The sequence below is a fragment of the Tenacibaculum sp. TC6 genome, from assembly GCF_050606265.1.
Classification (GTDB): domain Bacteria; phylum Bacteroidota; class Bacteroidia; order Flavobacteriales; family Flavobacteriaceae; genus Polaribacter.
In genome coordinates, this window is sequence record NZ_JBOCUK010000006.1 from 103,761 (window position 1) to 126,878 (window position 23,118).

The window sequence follows — 23,118 nt, forward strand, 5'->3', positions numbered from 1 at the left end:
ATCTTTGAAAATAGTCAACGCTAAATCAAACTATCTCATTGAATTGAATTTGAATTAAGAGTGGAAAAAGCTTCAATGATTATTGAGGCTTTTTTTATAGAGATAAGTAGAATAAAAGGAGCTGTTTAGCTCCTTTTTTATTGATATTTTATAATGAAAAAAAGAGCTCTATACCTAGAACTCTGGAATTATAAAAAAGGGATAATTAAGGGGAAAATTAATTTCGTTTACTTGTTTTCTTTTTTCTTTACATGGTAAAAGTATCAATAGATACGCTTAAAAATGGTTTATTTTAGATAAAGTAAAGAAATTGCATCGATGAAATGACTTTTACCGTAGATGAACAAAAATAAAAAAGGAGATTTATGCTTAGCATAATCTCCTTTTACAATTATGTAGTGTAGTTTATGTTAGTAAATATACTGTAAAGCTATTTTATCATAATTACTTAGCTCACCTTGTACCCATCCCGGAAAACAAGCATTCATGATAGAAGAAGGGTCATTACTGGCTCCGGCAGTTCCCGGTATAAAAACAGCTCCAACTGGGTCAGCTGCTTCACCACTTTGTCCACACGATTGTCTGGTATTCCAGTCAGTGTGTCTTAGTCCAAAGGCATGTCCGATTTCATGGGTCATTAAACCTTCTATAATTTGATCATCACTAGAATTATTTGCTCCGGCATTGATTCTAACCCAATGACCAGGTAATCCATTGCTTCTAGGGAATTCAGCTCTACCTCTAATACCATCGGCAGGTACATCATTAGTATCAGTAGTACGATATACAACAATATCGCTGTCATTGAATTGGGTTCCGAAAACTAATTCCATTTTAATGGTTAAGTTTAAAGCATTGTAATTGTTTACAGCATAGCTTAAACCTGTTCTGGCTGTTGCGCTTAAAGCATTGGCACCTCCGGTGTAACCTACAACTCTAATGGTTCTTGGGGCACTTACTAAATTGTAAGTTCTGTACTGTCTGCTTGCTTTGTTTGTTCCTTTTTGAGAAGTTTCTTCTTGAGTACCGGTGTTCATTAACTCTTCATGAGAAATAGTTACATCACCTTCAATTTCGTAAACGTTTTCGATAACTCCATTAAGATTTTTAAAAGAAACTTTTTTAATGTAATCTGTATTGAAGTTAACTTCTTTCATTTTTTGAATTACTTCCGCAGAAATTTCATCGTTATTATCTGCCGGGTTCACATTTTCTGTATCATTATTACAAGAGTTTAGTGTTGCTAAAGCAATAAAAATACAGGCTGTTTTTAAATAAATTCGTTTCATTTAGATAGGGTTTTTGTTAATTGTGCAATAAAACTCTAAAAAAAAAATGAAATAAATAAATTTAACTACTTGTTTTTGAGTGGGTTGTTTAAAATGAAACTAACTCTGTAAAAAAGTTAAATTTTTGTTAACTAAAATTTAAAAGTGTGGTTACTTTAAAACCGACTTTCTGCCTATGGTTTTGGTAATGATGTCTTTATCTATATTCCAACCGCGAGCCGGCGAATATTCTCTACCGTAATAAATAATTTGTAGATGAAGTTTATTCCATAAATCTTCTGGAAATAATCTTTTAGCATCTTTTTCGGTTTGGGTAACACTTTTACCGTTAGATAAGTTCCAACGGTACATTAAACGATGAATATGAGTATCTACAGGAAAGGCTGGTATGTTAAATGCTTGAGACATTACAACACTGGCCGTTTTATGCCCAACAGCAGGTAAAGCTTCCAGAGCTTCAAAATTGACGGGAACTTGTCCGTTATGTTTCTCAATTAAAATTTCTGATAATCCATGAATACCTTTTGATTTCATTGGAGAAAGCCCTACAGGTTTAATAATTTCTCTAATTTCATCAACAGTGAGTTTTACCATGTCATAAGGATTATCTGCTTTTTCAAAAAGGAGAGGAGTAATGGTGTTGACTCTGGCATCAGTACTTTGTGCAGATAATAATACGGCTATTAATAAGGTATAAGGATCTTTATGATCTAGAGGAATCGGTGTTTCAGGATATAATTTTTCAAGAGTATTGATAACAAACTGTACTTTCTCTGCTTTGGTCATTGTAAATAAATTCAAAGTTTATGGTTGCTAATTTACAAAGTTACATTGCTTCTCTTTATCTTTTATTTGCTAATTTGTAACTTTGATATCTATAAATTATTTCAAAAAAGAGAATATGACTATATTAAAAGCAGGAGATAAGGCCCCAAATTTTAAAGCACAAGATGAAAAAGGAACGGTAAGACAGCTTTCTGATTATGCCGGTAAAAAACTTGTATTATTTTTCTATCCGAAAGCAAGCACTCCGGGATGCACGGCAGAAGCGTGTGATTTACGAGATAACTACCAATCGTTTTTAGCGAAAGGTTTTGAGGTGTTAGGTGTAAGTGCTGATAGTGCTAAACGTCAACAAAATTGGATTGATAAACATGAATTACCTTTTCATTTATTAGCCGATGAAGAAAAAGAAGTTATTAATGCTTTTGGTGTATGGGGCCCTAAGAAATTTATGGGTAAAGAATATGACGGAATTCATAGAACTACTTTTGTAATAGATGAAAAAGGAATTATTGAAGAAGTAATTACCAAAGTGAAAACAAAAGAACACACTAGCCAAATATTAAAATAACTGTAAAAGAGTTAGGAAGTAAAATATTTGTGTATATAATAAAAAAACCTGACAGTGATGTCAGGTTTTATTGTATTTCGAGTTTATTTAAAATCCCTCTTTCAATAGGGGTAAAAGTTATATTTTGAGTGTGTAAATGCTCGTGTATAATATCTTTTATAACTGAAGCATCAAAGTTTTTACAGGAAAATAGATCCAAAGCAGCATATCCATGCTCTGGCCATGTATGTATACTTAAGTGACTTTCAGATAATAAAAAGACACCTGTTACACCGTAGGGTTCAAATTGCTTAAAGCTTTTTGATAATACGGTTAAGTTTACTCCTTCAGCAACAGCATCCATAAAGGTACTTATTGAGTTTTCAAACTTTAAGAGTTCAGCTGGGCAATCTTTAATTTCCCACAATCCATGATAACCTAATCTTTTCAAGCCGTATTTTTTTGTTTAATTTTCTTCTTTAGTTGTTTCAGGTGCTTCAGATCTTTTCTGAAGTTCTTCTACAAATTCATTAACATCCATTAATTTATACACTGTTGTAAAAGAATCTCCTTCTTCAACTTCAACCATTGAAGGTAATGATTCACGCGGACCGTAATCCCAATTTACAACATTTACTAAATTTTTAATCACCTTATAATCTCCAACAAATTGAAATCCGTAAAACTCAGCAGTATCTTTTTTTCGTATGTTGAACTCTGCTAAAGGGTTCACACCGTACACTTCTCCGTATTTTAAATATTGAGAAAATGTTGGGTTTAGCATATATACAGATTGTTGAAAATCAAAATTTACAATACTGTCATTTGGTAACGTAATTTTTCTAGGACCTTTACCCATCTCAACCCATACTACTTCTTTAGGTGGAATTTCAACAGTTAAGGTATCAATAGATACAATAATTGGATTTTTAGAAGGATTGTCTATTGCTAAATCTACTTTAGAAGTACAAGCAGTTATACCTAAAATTGCTATTAAAATAATAAAAGACTTTTTCATAATTAGTTTATAGTATATAATGAGACATAAACTCGGCATCTTCTGTTATTATTGGCTGTTCTTGGCATCTTAAATTAATAGCCAAAGGTTTATCAGAAAAGAAGATACCAATTTGGTAATAATAGTTTTCTAAATCTTTTGGTAAAGGTAAATATTCTTGATAAACAGTAGGTTGCTTACCGTAATCTCCTTTACTCTGAAATGAGTTTGTTTTGTGTTTTATGGTAATATTTTCTCCAATTCTACCAAAAATAGGTTTTTCAACCCAAGATTCTGTTGTTGGATTTTCTTCAAAAGTTTTAGCAATAACTTCATTAGGGAAGTATTGTGTAATGTAAGCTAAAAACCTTTTGTTTTGCCACAACATAGTGTAAGGCGGATTAAGAGCTACTACTTTTTCATTGAGTATAAGATGTTTTAAATCTTTTAAAAGCTCTGGTTCTTCATAACAAATCCAATCCCAAGGAAACATTTTAAAAAAGACATCTACAGGTTCATATTCATCACCAAACTCAAGAAAAATACCCTCTTCACTAAAAATAACATTTGGTAAATCTGCATACCTTGGTGTAAAACCGGCTTTTTGCGCAGCATCTAATACAATGTTACAATTTAAACGATCTTCTTCATAGCCTAGAGATGAAGCTAAAAAGACAGGGTTGTTATAAGGTATTTTTGATTTGATTTCTTTTAGTTTTTCAACCAAACCATTTTCTAAATCATTAAATTGAGTTTTACCTTTTAATTGCTGCATTTGAAGATTTTGCCAAAGAGCTGTTTCCGGAAAGGTAGAGCAAGTATCGGCATTAAACTCAATAACTTTTGTAATTAAATTGTCAAGTCCGCCATTAATATCAAACCTTCCAATTAAAAAAGGGTGTTTCTCTCTGGCATTCCATGTAAACGCTATTAGGTCGTACATGTCTTGAGGAATGTCTAAAGATTTCCCATTGCCTTGTTTAAGAAACAATGAGGTAGCTTTTTCAAATAAAGAATACGCTTGAGTAGCTATAGATTTATAGCTGTTAACTTCGGCACTAAAAAAGCCGAAAAGTTCTTCAGAAAAAATATCTTCTTTAATAAACCAGTGTAGGGGATGCGGAGCGTCTTTTTTCTTAATTCGTTTAATTTCCGTAAACCTACTATCCTCCATAAGAACGGAATGATTTACCTGAACCATACCCTCTTGAGCGTAATCCCGGAGATTTTACTCTTCTGGTTGTAGCGGATGATTTCATCTCATTCTGTAATCCTTGTGATTTTTGAAAAGCATCATTATTAGCATAATAACTTGCACCACTACCACCACTAGGAACTCTATTGTTAAAATAAGAAGAAGCTAATGAGTAAAATAAAAGACTTCTTAACGGGCTATAGGTTCTTGTTCCGTTAGAATGATCTTTTTCAATAGTTCTTAAACTTAAAGTATCAGTTGTACCATTTAAATTGTGTACAATGGCATAAGAGCTATCTTTTTTATCTATTAATCGTTCATCTAAAATTTTGTACTCGTTGCCGGGCTCAACCTCTTTCACTTCGGTAACTGTACCTTTGGTAGGTTCATAGATAGTAACTTCAGTTGCATCTTTAATTCTGGGACTTCCATCTCCGCCACAAGAAACTAATAAAGGTAAAATTGCGATAGCAAATATCGAAGTAGTTTTTTTCATAGTTTTTTGAAATTCGTTAAACTTGCACGCAATATATGATTTTTTTGTTAAAAATAAACTGGTATGAAAATTAAAAACTACTTGATTTTAACCGTAATAATTGCGGGGTTATGCTCTATAGTGTATGAATTATTGGTAAGTGCTACAGCTTCTTATTTTTTAGGAGATGGTGTAAAACAGTTTTCTATTTTAATAGGTGTGTACTTATTTTCAATGGGAATAGGAGCGTATGGCTCTAAGTTTTTTACACATAATTCATTAAAAACTTTTATATATCTTGAATATATTTTAGGATTAATAGGTGGGTTGTCTGTTCCTGTTTTGTACTTTTTATTTGTAAAAGTAGCTCCTGCTTCTTTTCAGTTTTACAGCATGTTTATAATTTTTCTAATCGGGTTGCTTACCGGGGCAGAGGTTCCGCTGTTAACTTTTGCTTTTGAAAATACTCAGGTTAAAGAAAAATTATCATTAATACTTTCGCTAGATTATATAGGAGGGCTGTTAGCTACCTTATTATTTCCTTTTATCTTACTTCCGTTTGTAGGCTTGTTTTATTCTTCATTACTCTTCGGAATTATTAATATTTTATTAGGCCTTATTGTAGCTGTTTTTGTTTTAAAGTTAGAAAAGAAATTTGTTTGGTTGGGAGTTGCTTCATGTGCAGTCCTATTAGTGGTGGTTTTATATGCAGGAAGTTTATTACATATTTGGGAAAACAAAATATATAAGCATCCGGTTTCATTTCAAAAACAAACCATATATCAAAAAATGGTGGTTACAAAAAATAAATACAAAGATGTGCGCTTGTATTTAAACAGAGCTATTCAATTTTCGTCTTTAGATGAATATAGGTATCATGAATTATTAGTACATGTTCCTATGTGTTACCATCCGAATATTAAAAAAGTTCTGATTTTAGGCGGAGGTGAAAATTTAGCCAGTAGAGAGGTGTTAAAACATACTCAGGTTGAAAGTATTGATGTTGTTGATATTGATCCGGAAATATTTAACCTGGCAAAAACCAATCAAGATATTGTTCGTATAAATAAAGGAGCTGCTAATGATAAAAAAGTACACCTGATAGCAAATGATGCATTTAATTATTTATATCAAACCGATAAAAAATATGATTTAATTATTGCTGATTTACCGGATCCGGCAAATGAAAGTATTGCCAGATTGTATTCAAAAGAGTTTTACTTATTAATAAAACGATGTTTAGCGCCTAATGGAATAACCGTAACTCAGGCAGGTGAAATTTACTTTTCTAACCAAACATTTTCATGTATTTACAATACAATGGATGCGGTTTTTGAGCAGCAAAAAACATATCAGGTTTACATACCGTCATTTGGTAACTGGGGATTTGTGATGGCTTCGGATACTCATTTTCCTGCTATTAATACTCAGCAACTTCCTGTAGATGATTTAAAATTTTTGGATGAAAAAGAGCTGAATTATGCATTAACCTTACCTAAAGATATTCAAATTCAGACGACTAAAATTAACCGATTAGACCGACCTATTATTTTAAATTACTTTAATGAAGACTGGCAGCGATGGAAAATTGAGTTTGAAGATAGCAATAGCGCTTTTTAAGGGATAATAAGCCCATTTTGAATTCCATATTTAATAAGCTCATTGGTATTGTTTGTATTTGTTAACTCAAACAATTCTCTTTTATGTGTTTTTAAAGCACTTTCTGAAATAAACAATTTTTTTGAAATTTCTTTTTCAGATTTATCAGTGTGTATATAAAGTGCCCGTAATATTTCTATTTTACGTTTGGTAAACAATATATTATTTACCAAAATTTTAGAGCCTTTTTTTATAGCATCCTGAGGTAATTCAGAATTTATAGTGTCTATTATAATCGATTTAAAGTTTTGTAAATCTGAATCTTTTCCAACAAATTGATTAACACCTTTTTCTTTAGCTTCTTGTTGTATAAGGTTGTTGTTTAGTGTTGTTAACAGAATAATTTTAAAATCATTTGGATTAGGGCGAATTTTATCTATATAATCAATAGAACTTACGCCATTGAAGTTAACATCTAAAATAAGTAAGTCAAGGGTGTTGTTTTGTGTGTAGTTGATTAGAGTGTCAAGATCGAAAAAAACAGTTCTTACGTTAAATTCTTCATGATTATTAATATGATCTTTTAATGCTTCGCAGAAAAAGCGGTTATCATCAGCTATAACAATATTAATTTTAGACATCTTTCGGAAATTTAATAATTACAGAAGTTCCTGAGTTTTTTTTAGATTCAATAGTAAACTCACCATTAATTTCAGCAACTCTTTCCTTAACATTTTTTAAGCCATAAGAGTTTAAAGAAATAGTAGAAGTAGAAAATCCAATACCGTTATCAATAACTTTTACAATAATGTACTCTTTGTCTTCTTCTAAAATATGAATACTAATTTCTGTTGCCTTTGCATGTTTTATAGCATTGGTTATTAGTTCAGATAAAATTCGATATAAATGCATGCATTTGGCAGGATATACTAAAGAATTACCCAAAGCTATATGGTAAGAAATAGTGCTTTCTGTTATTTGATTAATTTTTTCACAATAGTTAATCAGGTTATCGGTGAGATTTTCAGAATTGATTTTTGGAGAGTAAAGTGTGTTTAGTAAGTACCTGTATTCTTTGTAAAAAGAATCTAAAATTTCCTGAATCTTTTCTGATGAATCTGATGAAGTAGCTAACAATCGTAATTTTAAAGCTTCTAAGTAGCCGCCAAAACTATCATGTACATTACTTAATAGTTTATTACGTTCATCTTGTTGAATTTCTAGAGTTTTATTTTGGAAATTATACCTTAATTCATCGCTGATTTTTTTGAGTTCTACATATTTCTTTTGAGATAAAATTACTGAGCTGAAAATATATCGGGTAAACAGTAAAATTTCAATAAGTAATGCAATATAAAAAATATTAGCAGTACCGTATTTCCATAAATAACTATCTGAATTATTAGGGTTAATACTTTGAGAAATAATAATACTCAGAATAGGTAAGGCAAAAGCCAATACAAGATATCCGGGAATTCTTTTTTTTCTGGCAAGGTATAAATGGTTAATAAACCATACAAGGATAATTATTTTAAGAACAATCCAAACATATAAATATAAGCTAGACAATCCGCCATAGATATATTTATATAAATATAGTAACATAATTGGGAGGGTTAAATAAGTTCCCCACTTAAAGAGGTTTTTAGATACAATTTCTTTGGAAGAAAAAGAGTAAAAGGACATATAAAAATGACCAACAGCAAAAACAGCTACGGTTTGTATAAAACTTCGTATGTTTTGAATAATAAAAGGATAGTCAGACCATAAAAACTGAATTCCTAAACCTTTACCGGCCAAAAACTCAATAACCATACAAAAAATATATACAGCATAAAAAATAACACTGTACTCTTTTTTTAGCAAAGCAAAGTATAGTAGTATAATGATAAGTGAACATAAAAAAGCTAAAAAAAGACCGTATTGTATATACTCGAGTTGTATTCTTTTTAAAAACTGATTTTTAGTCTCTAAATGAAATTCTAATCGCGTTCTGCTTCCTCCGTTTTTAATTTCTAAATATACTTCTCGATTATTAAATAAATCTGCCGGAATTTCCCAGGTAGGATGCCTGTAAAAAAGAAAGGTAAACGGAAAATCTTTATAATAGGATGTTTGATGAAGAGGCTGTATGGTACCAGCTGAGTGAATGTACACTTTACCATATGCTAAATAAGGAAAAGAGAGGGTAAATAATTGTTCATCATCAGAAGCTTCAACAGGAATATGAAACCACCATTGTTTGTCTCCTAATTTTTTATAAATATGATTTAGTTTCTTTTTAGGAACAGAAGACGAATTAAATTTTTCTATGGCTTCTTTTATCGTTAAAGAAGTGTCAGAAGAAATAACGGAAATCTTTTCATATAAATGATTTTCATCTTTAGGTAAAGAACATGACAGTAGCAGAAAAAGTGATGTAAAAAGAAGAAAAAATCTTTTAATCATTTCATTATTAATTACCATACTAAAGTATGATATTTTTATTTGAACTCCTAAGTAGTTTTATGGCTATAACTTAAAACTAAAAAAAATGGGAACAAAATGTATAAAAATTAAACAGCTACTCGCACTTTTTATCGCTACAATATTTACAAGTTGTGGTGTTTTTAAATCATCATTTCCAACCAATAAAGCAAATGGGAGCGCAGGTATTATTAAGGTACCAACCTATTTAGATAAAAATGGAAAAACACAAGAAACGTTTATGTGGTCTCATTATGATGCTACTAAAAGAGGTTCATTAATGTATCTGGATAAAAAAGGAAATATAAGAGTATTAGCTGAAAATCCACCGGATGCAGCAATACAATCAATAACTAACATAACGGCAAAAACCAAAATTAATGATAAAGTTGATGCTGAATTAGCGTTAAGTGCGTCAAAATCTATTGCAGAATTGGGTAAAAGAACTGCAGCAGTAAATATGTTAAGAGATGCCTTATATCGCTTAAATGAAATGTATTATGCTACAAAAGAAGCGCGTGATGAAAATAGAGAAATTATTAAAAAAGCTATTGAAAATAAGAATAATGATTTCTTGAACAAATTCATGGTAACTGAAGATACAGCAATACAATCGATAAAAGAGATTTCTATGGATGAATTAGTAGCGTTATTTACTACTATAGTTAACAATGCTAAAGAAATAGCCATAAAAGAGGCAGAATCAGATGCAATGATTAAAGTAAATGAAGTTGATAAAATAAGGTTAGACTTACTTAAAGAAATGTATGATAAAGTAAAAGATACCTTAACTAAAAAAGAAACAATAGAATACTTAAAAAAAATATCTAAATAGAAAAAACAATGAAAACGTTAAAGAAAAACTTGAGATACTTTATAATGATTTTTGCAATACTTTTTTTAAGTAGTTGTAAGTCAGTTAAGTATTTTATTAACCAAACATATGAACCGCTTTCAGTTACAGATCAACAAATTAGGTCTTTAGAAGAAAATTTACAAACTATAGATTCTGTAACCCCCAACATTGGTGTTCGTGTCGGAGCTTTAATGCTTCAAGAATTCTTACCTAAAGAAATAGAAAAGGAGGTTAAAGAAATACAAGATTCTAATTTTATAGTTACTAAATTTAAACCTAAACTACGTTTAACAAAACAAGCAATAATTATTGAAGCAGATTTTAATATTGCACTGAAGGAAATACAAACCAGTATAGAAGGAAAGCTAGAAGGTTACCTGGCAATATCTTCAAATAAAGATAGTTTGCTTTTTAGACCGGCACTAAAAACGTTAAAAGTTCAAAATATAGAATTTACAGAAGAAAAGCCCAAACTATCTAATAGAGCTATTGCATTACTTATTAAACCGGTAACAAAACATTTTTTAGAAAATTTGAACGGTCATTTTATTAAGAAAACACCTTCAATTTATGTAGGATGGGGAGGTGTCGTAAATGTAAGTCCCAATGCTTTATTTACTAATAGTGAAACCACGGTAGAAGGAGCTACTATTAACATGAGTAGGTTTATTCAAAACACGGCTCTTTTTATTGATAAAAAAGGAGTGTCTGTAATACTAGAAATTGATAAAGATCAAAGAGGCCCGGTTTTAAATACTGAAAATAAAGAAACAAATACAAAGGGAGATAAAACAAAACTGAATGTCTATTATGAGGCATATCAGAAAAAGTTTTCAGAATTATGGGTGTCAAACTTTCAAGCATATCAAGACACTACAAAATTATCATTAGGAATAACCAAAACTACGTTTGCTACTATTTTTAATGAAGCTTTGTCTACCGCTACTTTTAACATAGCACATAAAATAGAGATAAAAGAAAGTAAAGGAAATGACAGGCTAGGAATAGATAAGGTAAAATTAGATTGTAATTCAGTAAGAGAACACTTTAGTTTTCCTGATTTTTCCTATGGAAAATCATGCGACTATAGCTGTATGAAAACGATAAAAGTAAGAATTGGTCCTATAAAAATTACAAAACGTATTGAAGATCCGTTTTGTGCCACAGGTAGAGCAGCCTGTAAAACAGCAAGAGAAACAGCAAGAATAGCTTGGCAAACCTCAAGAGAAAGTGCCAGAATAGCGCATCAGGTGTATAATGAAGGTAAAGTAGCGGCCTGTAAAGTGGCTGTTGAAGGAAGTAAAATGGTAAATTTAGGAAGATTAAAAACTTCCGGTAAGGGTTATGGAAAAGCAATATTAACAGTACAAAATATAGCTGTTACAAACGATTTGCTGACTATGAATTTAACAACAAAAGGCAACGTGAATATAACATTACAATCTTCTTTGGGATTGTATCCGCAAGCAGTAGGGCATTTGTTAATGTGTAGTATAGATTATAAAAAAAGTATTGAAACAAAAATAAAAGGAACCATTTTTACTCAGTTAACTAAAATTAACTTTACACCGGAAAAAATAGGAGAAAATATTATCCTTACAGGAAAAGTTTCCGGTATAGGTTATAAGGCAGAGGCAGATATAAGTCCGCTGCATAAATTACTTTTAGATCCTGAGTTAGCAGCAAAATGTCCTCAATTATACAACATTTTGTTAGCCGGAGGTACAGCAGGTGGCGTTGCAGCAATATTAGGAATGGTAAAAGATCCTCAGTTGCAACTATTGTTAAAAGGAACAGCAATTGGTAAGTATGATTTAACGCCTTTTACTCAAAAGATTTCTCCGGTTATGTTTAGAATTAATAACGGAGAAAATCGTAAATCGATTGCTGAATGGGGAATAAATAGTATTGATTATAACTATTAAGAATGTTAAAAATTAATACGAAGAGTATGAAAAAAGAAGTATCTTAAAAAATAAAATTAAGAACCATGAAAAACCAATTGAAAAGAACTTCAATATATCTACTTATAGTAATAAAAATATTATTCTATACTGTTATTTGTAGTGAGGTAGCACATGCACAAACTCAGACCTCAGGTTTTGGTTTAGCCTTAGATGAAGATTATTTTATGAAGCCTTTTGGGTTGAATGATGATAGAAATTATACATTAGGATTTCATTTTTCTATTTTTAATACCAAGTATAACTCATTTTTAAAAAAGACGTTAGCATTAAGAGAGTTTGAAGATAATTTATTACCAGCTGAAGCATCATTTGATGTAGTTGCGTTTACTCCTAATAATATAAAAGCAGAAGAAATTCAGTACAATGACAGGCCGTACTCAAACGTATTGTTTTTATCTTTAAAAAGGCACGGATTAAATAAAGATGGAGATACGTATTTTGCTAAAACATTATATGTAGGTGTTTTAGGAACCAGACTGGCAGAATATTTTCAAGGAGCAATTCATAAAGTTATGAATTCACCGGAGCCTAAAGGATGGCGAAATCAAATATCAGACGGAGGTGAACCAACAATTTTATACACCCAGAAAAAGATGAGTTTACTTGTTGATCAACAAAAATTTCAATTAAATCATGGGTATACTTACAATTTGTTTTATGTAACAGGAGCTTCTTATAATCTGGGGGCCAGATGTGGTCTTTTTAATAAAGAGTCTTGGTTAACCGATATGTCCGGATTTATAGGAAGTGTTACTAGTAGATTTAATAAAATGACTCAGAAAAAGTCTAGAGAAATTTATGTTTATGCAAATTTAAATACGAATTTAAACGTGTATAACTCATCATTACATGGTCAATTTAGAGATACGCGATATCGAATACCTTATGCAAAGACAGGATTTGTAACTCTAGATACAAGTTTAGGAGTAGGGGTTACATTCAATAGAACCACATTTTCAATATATCATAAATTACGTTCACCGGAAATTTGGGATACTAATTATAGATATTGGCATAATTGGATTGGTATTTCACTAATACATCAAAATAAAAGTAATTAAAAAGGGAGCGTTCAAAACGCTCCCTTTTTAATTATGCTTCTTGTAATTCTTGTTGAATTTTTTCTTGAGGTTTACTCAGGTCAGTTGACTGTAATTCTCTTTGAAGTTCTTTACTGGTTTTAGAACTTCCGTCATGACTCCATCCCGGGGGCATAAAAACGTATTTTAAACGAGTTCCGATGGATAAGTCTTTTTTACGAACAAAGAAATCTTTAAAAATTTCTTTCCATTCATGAAAAATAACATTAATAGGTCCTCTGTCTTCTAAATCTTTAGTTAACCCGAATTTTAATTTTTCATACTCAGTTTCATCTTCTTCAGCTTGGAAGGTACCAAAAATACGATCCCAAATAATTAACACCATTCCCATATTTTTATCTAAGTATTTAGTATTAGAGGCATGATGTACTCTGTGATGAGAAGGCGTTACAAAAATATAACCCCACCATCCTAATTTACTTTTAATAAAGTTTGTATGACATAAGGTACCATAGTTTTGGTTCATGGCATAGGCAAACATAATATGTAAAGGGTGAATTCCGGCAAATGCTAATGGTAAAAAGAACATGTAGCGAAATAAAGGTTGTAATACAGGAGATCTGAATCCTGTTGAAATATTGTAATATTCCGAATTATGATGGGTAACGTGCACAGCCCAGAAAAAACGGGAATGATGATCTACATAATGATGAATGTAATACAAAAAGTCTTGACCAATAAAGGCTACTAACCAATAAACAATTTGATTATCCCAAGTAATGAAACGGTATTGATAACAAAATCCCATTACAAGAAAAGAAAATCCTTTCATTAATAAATCTAACCCAAAATTTGCCAAGGCAAAATATACATTGGTAGCCGTATCTTTAAATTGGTAATTTTTTGCTTTAGCTTTATAGCTGAAGTACATTTCAACAAAAATTACTAATAGAAAAAACGGAGCACTCCAATAGTATAGGGTATCTTGATTTAAAATATCAAACATAGCTTTAGAAAAATTTATACAAAAGTATTTTATTTATAATTCCAAAAACTGATAAATATCATGTTTTGGTAATAATATTATTATAGTCTTTTCTGAATCCAGTTGTTAAAACTATAAAAGTTTTGCGGAGCTACACCGTGCCCTACCGGATATTCAGAGTATTCGTTTTGCAAATAGTGTTTTTGTAAGAAAACCGGAGCTTTTCTTGCCCATTCAACCGGTAATACCTGATCTACAGTTCCGTGAGAAATGTAATAATCGGTAGTAATTTGTGTAGACACAGATTCCGGTAATAATTCATCGTTAATATAACCACTTAAGGCAATAACATGCTGTACTTTATTAGGGTAATTTAAACTTACAGCGTAACTTAAAATAGCACCTTGACTAAACCCTAATAAAAAAGTTTTATCAGGATTGGTTTGGTATTTTTCTTTTATTTCATCAATAAAATCGGCTATTTTATTAGCAGATTCTTTGGCTTGAGAAATGTCAGAAAATTTACCGTTTACAGCATCAAAGTTAATAGCATACCAAGCATAACCGCCATACCCCATATTATGCGGAGCTTGAGCACTTACAATTAATAAATTATCGGGTAACTCTTCAGCAAAAGAAAATAAATCTTCTTCATTGCTTCCGTATCCGTGTAATAAAATTAATAAAGGCGGATTTTTAATCTCGCCTTTAGGAGGTCTTACTAAATAATGTAAACTCATTTATTATAATGATTTAAACCAATCTTGAAAATTTTCTCCTAAAACCGGAATTAATTTTTTTTCTCCTTTTATTGCTCCTACAAAGCTGATAATCCAAAAAACAAATAAAATGACATTTATAGCCCATCCGGCTGCATTGCCAAGAAATCTGTATACTACCCATCCGTTAATTGCAGACAGTAAGTAAAGTCCTATCATTTGTCTTATATAAAAACTGGCAAATGGGTTTTTAGTATTGTTATTTAAAAAAAAGGCAATAAGCGTACCTATAATAGTTAGGTGACTAATAATTGCGTTTGTTTTTCCTTCTTCTACGGTAGTTAAATTACTCATGATTACTTAAGAATTAATTGGTTATTATTAAAAATACCATAGGCTTTACCCTGTAATTTTTTATCTAAAAAAGCACTGTTTTTTGAGGTGGACATAATGTCTTTTTCTGTAAAAGTATAGTCCCCTTCAGGAGTAAATAATGATAAATCAGCCTTCTCGTTTTCGTTGATACTGTTCAATGCTATTCCAAAACGATTTCTTGGATTAACTGATAAGCAACGACTAATAGTGTCAGCGTCTAGCAACGTATTCAAAGCTCCAAAAGCACTTTCAAAACCAATGGTGCCATCTTTAGCTGTAGAAAACTCCACTTTTTTATGTTCAATATCAATAGGATTATGATCGGTCGTAATCATATCTATGACTCCCTCAGTAATTCCTTTTAATAAAGCTTTTGTATCTTTTTTTGTTCGTAATGGTGGCGTTACTTTTTTATTTCCGTCAAAGCCATGTAACTCATCATCTGTTAAAAATAAGTGATGTACAGATACACTACAAGTAATATCTAACCCTTTTTTCTTAGCTTCTTTAACCAAACGTACTGATTTTTCAGTAGAAATAGTTGGAATGTGTAATTTACCACCGGCGTATTCCAGTAAGAAAATATCTCGGGCAATTTGAATTTCTTCCGCTAATGCAGGAATACCTTTTAAACCTAATAAGGTGCTGTTAACTCCCTCATGAGCCACTCCGTCTCCGGCAATTGACTTATTTTTAGGGAAACTTAAAACTAAACCATTAAAATTTTGAGCATATAATAAGGCTATTTTTAACAAGTTATCATTGGTTACCGGTTTAGTATAATCACCAAAAGCAACAGCGCCTGATTGTTGCATGTCATACAACTCAGCCATTTCAATACCCTTACTTTCTTGAGTTAAAGCTCCTATTGGATACACATTGGTAGCAAAACCATTAGCTTTATTAATTAAAAACTCAATAGCAGCTTTATTTTCAGCTATAGGCTGTGTGTTAGGATTGATAGCAACCGCTGTAAATCCGCTTTTAGCAGCAACTTGTAAACCATGCTTAATGGTTTCTCTTTCTTCATATCCCGGTTCCCCTAGTGAAACACTGGTGTCAAACCAACCGGTAGACACATGTAAATTGTCTAACTCAACAATTTGATATTCCTCTTTATTAGGAATATTTGTATCAATTTTAGTAATAATTCCGTCAGTAATTAAAATATCTTTAACTTGATTGTGAAACGGACTTGAAGTGTCAATAATTGTAGCCGATTTTAGCAGCGTTGTCATGGTTTGAAGAATTTTAGTATCAAAATTTCAAGAAGCAAAGATACAATGGAAAGTGCTAAAAACCATTTCCAAAGCCATTGAACTTCATTTTTTTTACGAATGCCTTCTAAAGTAGCTTTTACTGATGTTGAAATAGTGCCTTTTTCTTGCTGGTTTACAGTTTCTTGCCATGAAAGATATTGCAACATGCTTTCGCTTTTGTGGTAGTTAAAAGCAACTTGTTTAAGGGTGTCTTTTTGTTGTAAAATATAATTAAAACCGGCCTTTTCGGGTTGCTGAGTAGTTGTAATTCTAACTTTATTTTGATATACCTGTTGTAAAGGAATAAAAGAAGTAAAAGCATTACTAATAGTAAGTACAGCTTCTTTACCTAGCTCTTTATGAATATCAATAGTATTGGTGTTGTTAACCGTATAATATAGTTGAGGAAGCTGTAAACTTTGCTTTCCGATATTGTAAAAAACAGGAACAATTAAAGGTGAATTGGTAAAATTACTGTTTTGTTTATTTAAAGCACCCGCTACCCAAAACACTTTAGCATTTGGGAGTTGAATTTCAGAAATAAAATCTTTTTTGTTTTCAAAACTAAGTATGGTACTGGCATTTTTAAATGCTGAAGTATAGGAAGAAGCAACACTTGGATATTGAAAATTACTTACATTTTTCTCAAAAACCTGTTCAAAAATGGGATGTTTAAAATTAATACCGGTTACTTTTAAACTGTCTGTTTTTTGCGAAGAAAGGGGTCCCGTGTTTAAATTTTTAAACAACAAGTTATAAGAAGTAACAGTACTATTCACAGCAGGAATAATCAAAATATTACCTCCTTTGGCCGTAAAATCGGTTAGAGCGGTAATTAACGTTTGGGGTAGTGTTTCTAACTCGTTTAATATGATTAATTGTTGTTTAGGAATACTGTTATAGTTTATGTTTTGTGCACTAGATTGTGACAAAGAAAATTCATCATTAGTATAAATTTTTGTCAAAAACGGAGCCGGTTTACCAATAGCGAGGATATTTATTTTTTCATTGGTGGTTACTGTAAAGAAAAATGAATTGTCAAAAGAAAAAGCATCATTAACCGTAAGAACTAATCTGCCTAAAAATACAGGAACACGCTGAACCGAAAAAACAACTTCTTGAGTACTGTTTTCTGCAATATCAAACGTTTGTTTGTTAATTAACTTTTGATCGTTATAAATAGCAATAGGTACATTAGTTTTTGCTGTTCCTTGGTTTTTTACCTGAATATGAATTTCTAAGTTACCGGAACCTTTATCATTTACAGAAACACTGTCAATAGACATATTTTCTTTCACTTGAGGCGTTAATTGCACAAAGGAAGTTTCTTTACTAAAACCTTCTATATCTTTGGCAGAAACATTTTGGAAATCAGAAATAATAATATTTTTTTCAATAGAAGCTTCTCCGGTATTTTCTGCTGCGGCTTTCAGTATAATATCTTTTAAACTTTTTTGTTCTGCAGTGTTTTCTATTTGAAGCAGGACTTCTTTTAATTCTGAGGCCGTTTTATTGCGATAAAAATTTGTATTTGTTTGTAAAGAATAAGAAGCTTTGTCAGATAAATTCTCTGCAAGTTCCTGAGCTGCAACTTGTAGTAAATCACCTTTATTACCTTGCGTTTTAGTACTTAATGAATTGTCTAAATAAATAAAATAATGTTGTTGTTCATCAGCTTTATGCGTACTAAAATACGGTTGGGCAAAAGCCAAAATTAAAAAAGTAAGTAAAAGTAAACGTGTGGCTAAAATCAACCATTTTTTTATGCGTGAACTCTTACGTGTTTGTAAAGCTAGTTTTTGTAAAAAAGCTACATTCGTAAAAGGTACTTTTACAAAACGCTGTAATTGAAATAAATGCACTAAAATAGGAATAACCAATAGCGCTAGAAAGTATAGAATTTCAGGATATTTAAACTGCATATTTTTATAACTAAAGCAAACAATCTTAAAGAAAACCAATTGACAATTTTAGATAAAATTTCTTGTATTCCTATACCAGTAGGAGTTCTCTTAAGACTTACTTAGCGAGTAAAAATAGTCAAAATCATTGTTAAAAAACAAACAAGTTAAAAATATGTTAGAACAAAGACTGATTTTCGACCAACGATTAAAATTTACTATTTTTGAAGTATGACTACAAAAGAAAGTGACTGTAAAATTCCGGAAGAATTAAACCTTAAAAATCACTGGAATGCTGCTTATACAAAAAATGAAACTGAGCAGTTAGGCTGGTATGAAACCAGCGCTAAAGAAAGTATTGACTTACTCAAAAAATCAGGTGTAGCTAAAAATGCTTCTATTTTAAACGTAGGAGTGGGCTCTTCTGTAATAATTGATGAACTGTTAGAAGAAGGGTATACAAATTTAATCGCAAATGATTTTTCTGAAAAAGCATTACACGATCTTCAACAGCGTTTAGGCAATAATGCTTCAAAAGTTCAGTTTGTTTTAGATGATTTAACGCACCCAACTGTATTAACTACGTTACCAAAAGTAGCAGTTTGGAATGATAGAGCTGTGTTACATTTCTTTTTAACAAAACAAGAGCAGGATACTTATTTCAATTTGCTAAAGCAAGTGGTGGCTACTAACGGATTTGTGATTATTGCCGTTTTTGCTTTAGACGGAGCTGAGAAATGTTGTGGATTGCCTTTACAACGATACAATGTAGCTATGTTACAAGAAAGATTAGGAGATGAGTTTATACTAAAAGACAGTTTTAAACATACATTTACCAATCCGTACGGAGGAGAAAGACCATACATATACACCTTGTTTCAAAGAAAAAACTAATACATGAGCGCAATACAAATTCCTTTTAAAAGTACTGGTTTTTTCTCAAAAACCATGCTCGATTATTTAGAGCAACAACCTCAAATACAACCATTTTATCATAATTTTTCAGATATAGAAGGCTTTAAAAAACAACTGGAAGAAAAAAAGAAAGCAGTAAGCCAAGAAACAAGAAAAACACTAGTTGCTGTATTACAAAAGCAATATGAAAATGTAATAACATCAGAAGCAACACTACACAATATAAATGCTTTAGCCAATAACAATACATTTACCATCACTACAGGGCATCAGTTAAATTTATTTACAGGACCGTTATATTTTTTGTATAAAATAGTATCAGCTATTAATTTATGTGAAGAGTTGGCGGCTACTTTTCCGGAAGAGCAATTTGTACCCGTGTATTGGATGGCTACAGAAGATCATGACTTTGAAGAAATAAATTATTTTAATTTTAAAGGAAAAAAAGTACAATGGAATACGTCGCAAACCGGAGCTGTTGGACGTTTTTCAACAGAAGGCTTAGAGGAGGTTTTAGCCGTGTTTTCAGAACATTTAGGAACATCTAAAAATGCGGAGTATCTTAAAGCCTTATTTAAAAAAGCGTATGTAGAACATACGAATTTAGCAGCTGCAACGCGTTATATTGCTAATGAGTTGTTTGGAACCTACGGATTGGTAATTATTGATGGTGATGATGCTGATTTAAAGCGTCAATTACTACCGTATGTAACAAGCGACTTTACAGAGCAACTATCGTATAAACAAGTAATGCAAACCACAGAACAATTAGGTAAGCATTACAAAATTCAGGTTAACCCTAGAGAAATTAATTTATTTTACCTAACTAATGAAATTCGTGAAAGAATTTTGTTTGAAAACGGCGTGTATAAAGTAAATAATACGACTATTTCTTGGACGTGGAATGAGTTGGAGCAGCATATGCAAGCGCATCCGGAATGTTTTTCACCAAATGTAATTATGCGACCGTTATATCAAGAGGTACTATTGCCTAATTTATGCTATATAGGTGGAGGAGGAGAGCTAGCTTATTGGATGCAGCTTAAGAATTATTTTGAAGCCGTTTCAGTACCTTTTCCTATTCTTTTATTACGAAACTCAGTGCAAGTACTTTCAGAAAAACAATATAAAAAATTAGAAAAACTGCATATAAGTTTAGAAGAGTTGTTTAAAAAGCAAAACGATTTGTTGGCACTAAAAGTAACTGAAAACTCTGAAGTAACGGTAGATTTTTCTCAGCAAAAACAATTTTTACAAAAGCAGTTTAATAAACTTAGAGAGATAGCAGCTTATACAGATGTATCGTTTATAGGAGCCGTAATTGCGCAAGAAAAAAAACAGTTAAAAGGGTTAGATACCTTAGAAAAAAGGTTGTTACGAGCAGAAAAACGCAAACAGCATGATTTGGTAAATCGAATTACTATGTTACAAAATGAAATTTTACCTAATCAGGCTCTAGAAGAGCGCCAACGTAATTTTTCTGAGTATTATTTAGAGTACGGAGTCGATTTTATAAAAGCATTAAAAGAGAGTTTACATCCGTTAGAACTAACATTTACAGTATTGGTAATGTAGTTAAGAATCAATAAAACAAAATAATGTTGCTATATGAAAAACAAAAAGGCACTTTTAGTAATCGATATGCAAAAAGGGTTGTTTACAGAACAAACGCCAAGGCATGATGCAGACGGAGTAATAAAGCGTATCAATACACTATCGTCATATTTCAGAGCATTGAACTTTCCGGTAATTTTTATACAACATGACGGAACCGGAGAGTTTGAAAAGAATACAGAAGAATGGGAATTGTTAGATACTTTAAAAGTTGATACGTCTGATTCTATAATTGATAAACGAGCCAATGACGCATTTTATAATTCTGATTTACTAAAAAAGCTAACAGATTTAGAAATATCTAACATAGTAATTACCGGATGTGCAACAGATTTTTGTGTTGCTTCTACAATTCAGTCTGCTTTAGTGAAAGATTTAGATATTACCGTTATTTCTGATGGACATACCACAGGAAATCGCCCTCACTTATCAGCAGAAAAAATAATTGAACATTATAATTGGATTTGGCAAAACATGATTCCTACCCAAGGTAGTTTAGAAGTTGTTTCTTTTGAAAGCTTTATTAATAAGAAGTAAAAAGATAAACAACTTCTTTAAAAATGTATAATGTTTCAGTTAGAAAAAACTAATTTTATCATATAAAAAAACAGGAAGTAATGAACATAGAAAAAATATTTAAGAACAATCAAAAATGGGTAGAGGAGCGATTAAGTATTGATGCTAACTATTTTAATAATTTGTCTGAAGGTCAAAATCCTGATATTTTATATATAGGTTGTTCAGATAGTAGAGTAACCGCAGAAGAACTAATGGGGGTGTCACCGGGTGAAGTATTTGTACATAGAAATATTGCTAATATGATTCCGAATACCGATTTAAGTGCCATGTCTGTAATTGATTATGCCGTTGCACATTTAAAAGTTAACCATATTGTAGTTTGCGGACATTATTACTGTGGAGGTGTTAAGGCGGCTATGCAATCACAAGACTTGGGAATATTAAATCCTTGGTTGCGAAATATCAGAGATGTGTATAGAATGCATAAAGATGAGCTTAATGCTATTGAAGATGAAGATTTACGATATAAAAGACTGGTAGAATTGAATGTACAAGAGCAATGTATCAATGTGATTAAAACAGCAGAAGTTCAAAGAGCATATAGAGAAAGAGGCTTGTCAGTTCACGGATGGGTTTTTGATATTCACTCAGGAAAACTTATAGATCTTAATATAGATTTTTCAAAAATATTAGTAAATATTATGGAAATATATCACCTTGATTAGTAGAGTAATTATTTTAACTGATAACTATAACTGATAAAAGTAAATGAAATCACTGCATCCCAGAAACATCCATAATCATGAATATGATTTTGAATTACTTCAGCAAAAATGTCCTGATTTACAGAAATATATTTTAGAGAGTTATGGTAAAAAAACAATTGATTTTTCGAATCCGGAAGCAGTAAAAACTCTGAACAAATCGTTATTGACGGCATATTACGGAATTCATTATTGGGAGTTTCCGGGTACAAATTTATGTCCGCCAATACCGGGAAGGGTAGATTATATTCATCATATAGCAGATCTTATTGGTAATACAGTTCAGGCACATGTATTAGATATTGGTACAGGAGCTACATGTGTTTATCCTATATTAGGAAATGCGGTTTATAACTGGACGTTTGTTGGAACTGATATCGACTCAAAGTCGATTGCTTCGGCTCAGAAAATTGTAAATGAAAATTCATTAGAAAAGCAAATACACTTTAGAAAACAAACCAATAAAGAGCATATACTACAAGGTATATTGAAAAAAGAAGATGCTTTTACCGTAACCATGTGTAATCCTCCGTTTTATGCTTCAGAGGAAGAAGCTAAGGGAGCAAATAATAGAAAATCAAGGAATTTAGGAAATACAGCTGTTAGAAATTTTGCCGGGAATGCTAATGAATTATGGTATAAGGGAGGAGAAAAAGCATTTTTACATACGTACTTGTATGAAAGTTCGCTAACTCCAAAAGCAAGTACTTGGTTTACTAGTTTGGTATCTAAAAAAGAAAATTGTAAAAGCTTAGAAGCCTCAGCTAAAAAATTGGGTGTTAAAAAGTTTAAAATTATTCCAATGCATCAGGGTAATAAGGTTACTCGTATTGTTTGTTGGGCGTGGTAA

General features: G+C 31.3%; 23 protein-coding genes. 10 read left to right on the forward strand and 13 right to left on the reverse strand.

The features are described 5' to 3' along the window. Positions 1-410: 410 nt before the first annotated feature. Together ACQY1Q_RS05225 and ACQY1Q_RS05230 are read right to left on the reverse strand one after the other, a co-directional pair. Complete coding sequence (locus tag ACQY1Q_RS05225; protein WP_431004230.1) at positions 411-1,289, reverse strand: M57 family metalloprotease; 879 nt, start codon at positions 1,287-1,289, stop codon at positions 411-413. A gap of 150 nt (positions 1,290-1,439) precedes the next feature. Next, positions 1,440-2,075, reverse strand: a complete 636-nt coding sequence (locus ACQY1Q_RS05230) for an endonuclease III domain-containing protein (RefSeq protein ID WP_431004287.1) — start codon at positions 2,073-2,075, stop codon at positions 1,440-1,442. Between the two features lie 115 nt (positions 2,076-2,190). On the opposite strand from ACQY1Q_RS05230, the gene bcp reads away from it, so the two are divergent. Further along, a complete protein-coding gene (gene bcp, locus ACQY1Q_RS05235) occupies positions 2,191-2,643 on the forward strand; it encodes a thioredoxin-dependent thiol peroxidase (RefSeq protein ID WP_431004231.1) in 453 nt (150 codons plus the stop codon). Between the two features lie 67 nt (positions 2,644-2,710). On the opposite strand, the gene speD is transcribed toward bcp, so the two are convergent. The 4 genes from speD to ACQY1Q_RS05255 are packed head-to-tail and all read right to left on the reverse strand — an operon-like array spanning position 2,711 to position 5,310. Continuing rightward, entirely contained in the window at positions 2,711-3,073 is a 363-nt protein-coding gene (speD, locus tag ACQY1Q_RS05240) for an adenosylmethionine decarboxylase (protein ID WP_431004232.1), read from the reverse strand. Between the two features lie 15 nt (positions 3,074-3,088). Further along, the gene (locus ACQY1Q_RS05245; protein ID WP_431004233.1) at positions 3,089-3,640 is read right to left on the reverse strand and encodes a hypothetical protein; all 552 of its coding nucleotides are present in this window, start codon (positions 3,638-3,640) and stop codon (positions 3,089-3,091) included. Positions 3,641-3,647: 7 nt separating this feature from the next. Next, complete coding sequence (locus ACQY1Q_RS05250) at positions 3,648-4,793, reverse strand: glutathionylspermidine synthase family protein (protein ID WP_431004234.1); 1,146 nt, start codon at positions 4,791-4,793, stop codon at positions 3,648-3,650. Then, entirely contained in the window at positions 4,783-5,310 is a 528-nt protein-coding gene (locus ACQY1Q_RS05255) for a hypothetical protein (RefSeq protein WP_431004235.1), read from the reverse strand. Before ACQY1Q_RS05255 ends, ACQY1Q_RS05250 begins: the two co-directional genes overlap by 11 nt. Positions 5,311-5,373: 63 nt before the next feature. Here ACQY1Q_RS05255 and ACQY1Q_RS05260 point away from each other — a divergent pair, with 63 nt between their 5' ends. Then, a complete protein-coding gene (locus ACQY1Q_RS05260; RefSeq protein WP_431004236.1) occupies positions 5,374-6,909 on the forward strand; it encodes a polyamine aminopropyltransferase in 1,536 nt (511 codons plus the stop codon). Here ACQY1Q_RS05260 and ACQY1Q_RS05265 read toward each other — a convergent pair. Together ACQY1Q_RS05265 and ACQY1Q_RS05270 are read right to left on the reverse strand one after the other, a co-directional pair. Next, a complete protein-coding gene (locus ACQY1Q_RS05265; RefSeq protein WP_431004237.1) occupies positions 6,906-7,529 on the reverse strand; it encodes a response regulator transcription factor in 624 nt (207 codons plus the stop codon). The genes ACQY1Q_RS05260 and ACQY1Q_RS05265 overlap by 4 nt on opposite strands. Then, positions 7,522-9,354 carry an ATP-binding protein gene (locus ACQY1Q_RS05270; RefSeq protein WP_431004238.1) on the reverse strand — a complete coding sequence of 611 codons (1,833 nt, stop codon included), beginning with the start codon at positions 9,352-9,354 and terminating at the stop codon, positions 7,522-7,524. The genes ACQY1Q_RS05265 and ACQY1Q_RS05270 overlap by 8 nt, the downstream gene beginning before the upstream one ends. 67 nt (positions 9,355-9,421) lie before the next feature. On the opposite strand from ACQY1Q_RS05270, the gene ACQY1Q_RS05275 reads away from it, so the two are divergent. The 3 genes from ACQY1Q_RS05275 (at position 9,422) to ACQY1Q_RS05285 (ending at position 13,238) form a co-directional block, all read left to right on the forward strand. Continuing rightward, positions 9,422-10,189 (forward strand): hypothetical protein, encoded by a 768-nt coding sequence (locus ACQY1Q_RS05275; RefSeq protein ID WP_431004239.1) that lies wholly within the window; start codon positions 9,422-9,424, stop codon positions 10,187-10,189. 8 nt (positions 10,190-10,197) lie between these two features. Further along, entirely contained in the window at positions 10,198-12,135 is a 1,938-nt protein-coding gene (locus tag ACQY1Q_RS05280; RefSeq protein WP_431004240.1) for a hypothetical protein, read from the forward strand. Positions 12,136-12,200: 65 nt separating this feature from the next. Then, a complete protein-coding gene (locus tag ACQY1Q_RS05285) occupies positions 12,201-13,238 on the forward strand; it encodes a lipid A-modifier LpxR family protein (protein WP_431004241.1) in 1,038 nt (345 codons plus the stop codon). Positions 13,239-13,269: 31 nt separating this feature from the next. Here ACQY1Q_RS05285 and ACQY1Q_RS05290 read toward each other — a convergent pair whose 3' ends face one another. The 5 genes from ACQY1Q_RS05290 to ACQY1Q_RS05310 all read right to left on the reverse strand — a co-directional run bounded on the left by ACQY1Q_RS05290 (position 13,270) and on the right by ACQY1Q_RS05310 (position 18,477). Beyond that, on the reverse strand, positions 13,270-14,223 hold the full coding sequence (locus ACQY1Q_RS05290) for a sterol desaturase family protein (RefSeq protein ID WP_431004242.1): 954 nt from the start codon (positions 14,221-14,223) through the stop codon (positions 13,270-13,272). 80 nt (positions 14,224-14,303) lie between these two features. Further along, a complete protein-coding gene (locus ACQY1Q_RS05295) occupies positions 14,304-14,942 on the reverse strand; it encodes an alpha/beta hydrolase (protein ID WP_431004243.1) in 639 nt (212 codons plus the stop codon). Between the two features lie 3 nt (positions 14,943-14,945). Then, positions 14,946-15,275, reverse strand: a complete 330-nt coding sequence (locus tag ACQY1Q_RS05300; RefSeq protein WP_431004244.1) for a hypothetical protein — start codon at positions 15,273-15,275, stop codon at positions 14,946-14,948. Between the two features lie 2 nt (positions 15,276-15,277). Continuing rightward, entirely contained in the window at positions 15,278-16,534 is a 1,257-nt protein-coding gene (locus tag ACQY1Q_RS05305) for a dihydroorotase (RefSeq protein WP_431004245.1), read from the reverse strand. Then, entirely contained in the window at positions 16,531-18,477 is a 1,947-nt protein-coding gene (locus tag ACQY1Q_RS05310) for a BatA domain-containing protein (protein WP_431004246.1), read from the reverse strand. The genes ACQY1Q_RS05305 and ACQY1Q_RS05310 overlap by 4 nt, the downstream gene beginning before the upstream one ends. Positions 18,478-18,687: 210 nt before the next feature. Here ACQY1Q_RS05310 and ACQY1Q_RS05315 point away from each other — a divergent pair, with 210 nt between their 5' ends. The 5 genes from ACQY1Q_RS05315 to rlmF all read left to right on the forward strand — a co-directional run bounded on the left by ACQY1Q_RS05315 (position 18,688) and on the right by rlmF (position 23,118). After that, positions 18,688-19,350, forward strand: coding sequence for a class I SAM-dependent methyltransferase (locus ACQY1Q_RS05315; protein WP_431004247.1), 663 nt, complete (start codon positions 18,688-18,690; stop codon positions 19,348-19,350). A gap of 3 nt (positions 19,351-19,353) precedes the next feature. Then, positions 19,354-20,946, forward strand: a complete 1,593-nt coding sequence (gene bshC / locus ACQY1Q_RS05320; RefSeq protein ID WP_431004248.1) for a bacillithiol biosynthesis cysteine-adding enzyme BshC — start codon at positions 19,354-19,356, stop codon at positions 20,944-20,946. A 33-nt stretch (positions 20,947-20,979) separates the two neighbouring features. Next, on the forward strand, positions 20,980-21,522 hold the full coding sequence (locus ACQY1Q_RS05325; RefSeq protein WP_431004249.1) for an isochorismatase family protein: 543 nt from the start codon (positions 20,980-20,982) through the stop codon (positions 21,520-21,522). Positions 21,523-21,602: 80 nt separating this feature from the next. Then, positions 21,603-22,229 (forward strand): carbonic anhydrase, encoded by a 627-nt coding sequence (locus ACQY1Q_RS05330; RefSeq protein WP_431004250.1) that lies wholly within the window; start codon positions 21,603-21,605, stop codon positions 22,227-22,229. Positions 22,230-22,272: 43 nt separating this feature from the next. After that, positions 22,273-23,118 (forward strand): 23S rRNA (adenine(1618)-N(6))-methyltransferase RlmF, encoded by an 846-nt coding sequence (gene rlmF, locus ACQY1Q_RS05335; RefSeq protein WP_431004251.1) that lies wholly within the window; start codon positions 22,273-22,275, stop codon positions 23,116-23,118.

Coding starts and splice junctions, on each gene's coding strand:
- ACQY1Q_RS05300 (WP_431004244.1), bottom strand. CDS start 15,275: ATGAGTAATTTAACTACCGTAGAAGAAGGAAAAACAAACGCAATTATT.
- ACQY1Q_RS05255 (WP_431004235.1), bottom strand. CDS start 5,310: ATGAAAAAAACTACTTCGATATTTGCTATCGCAATTTTACCTTTATTA.
- ACQY1Q_RS05275 (WP_431004239.1), top strand. CDS start 9,422: ATGGGAACAAAATGTATAAAAATTAAACAGCTACTCGCACTTTTTATC.
- ACQY1Q_RS05250 (WP_431004234.1), bottom strand. CDS start 4,793: ATGGAGGATAGTAGGTTTACGGAAATTAAACGAATTAAGAAAAAAGAC.
- ACQY1Q_RS05290 (WP_431004242.1), bottom strand. CDS start 14,223: ATGTTTGATATTTTAAATCAAGATACCCTATACTATTGGAGTGCTCCG.
- ACQY1Q_RS05270 (WP_431004238.1), bottom strand. CDS start 9,354: ATGGTAATTAATAATGAAATGATTAAAAGATTTTTTCTTCTTTTTACA.
- ACQY1Q_RS05225 (WP_431004230.1), bottom strand. CDS start 1,289: ATGAAACGAATTTATTTAAAAACAGCCTGTATTTTTATTGCTTTAGCA.
- ACQY1Q_RS05295 (WP_431004243.1), bottom strand. CDS start 14,942: ATGAGTTTACATTATTTAGTAAGACCTCCTAAAGGCGAGATTAAAAAT.
- bshC (WP_431004248.1), top strand. CDS start 19,354: ATGAGCGCAATACAAATTCCTTTTAAAAGTACTGGTTTTTTCTCAAAA.
- ACQY1Q_RS05245 (WP_431004233.1), bottom strand. CDS start 3,640: ATGAAAAAGTCTTTTATTATTTTAATAGCAATTTTAGGTATAACTGCT.
- ACQY1Q_RS05330 (WP_431004250.1), top strand. CDS start 21,603: ATGAACATAGAAAAAATATTTAAGAACAATCAAAAATGGGTAGAGGAG.
- ACQY1Q_RS05230 (WP_431004287.1), bottom strand. CDS start 2,075: ATGACCAAAGCAGAGAAAGTACAGTTTGTTATCAATACTCTTGAAAAA.
- ACQY1Q_RS05260 (WP_431004236.1), top strand. CDS start 5,374: ATGAAAATTAAAAACTACTTGATTTTAACCGTAATAATTGCGGGGTTA.
- ACQY1Q_RS05305 (WP_431004245.1), bottom strand. CDS start 16,534: ATGACAACGCTGCTAAAATCGGCTACAATTATTGACACTTCAAGTCCG.
- ACQY1Q_RS05315 (WP_431004247.1), top strand. CDS start 18,688: ATGACTACAAAAGAAAGTGACTGTAAAATTCCGGAAGAATTAAACCTT.
- ACQY1Q_RS05285 (WP_431004241.1), top strand. CDS start 12,201: ATGAAAAACCAATTGAAAAGAACTTCAATATATCTACTTATAGTAATA.
- rlmF (WP_431004251.1), top strand. CDS start 22,273: ATGAAATCACTGCATCCCAGAAACATCCATAATCATGAATATGATTTT.
- ACQY1Q_RS05310 (WP_431004246.1), bottom strand. CDS start 18,477: ATGCAGTTTAAATATCCTGAAATTCTATACTTTCTAGCGCTATTGGTT.
- ACQY1Q_RS05265 (WP_431004237.1), bottom strand. CDS start 7,529: ATGTCTAAAATTAATATTGTTATAGCTGATGATAACCGCTTTTTCTGC.
- bcp (WP_431004231.1), top strand. CDS start 2,191: ATGACTATATTAAAAGCAGGAGATAAGGCCCCAAATTTTAAAGCACAA.
- ACQY1Q_RS05325 (WP_431004249.1), top strand. CDS start 20,980: ATGAAAAACAAAAAGGCACTTTTAGTAATCGATATGCAAAAAGGGTTG.
- ACQY1Q_RS05280 (WP_431004240.1), top strand. CDS start 10,198: ATGAAAACGTTAAAGAAAAACTTGAGATACTTTATAATGATTTTTGCA.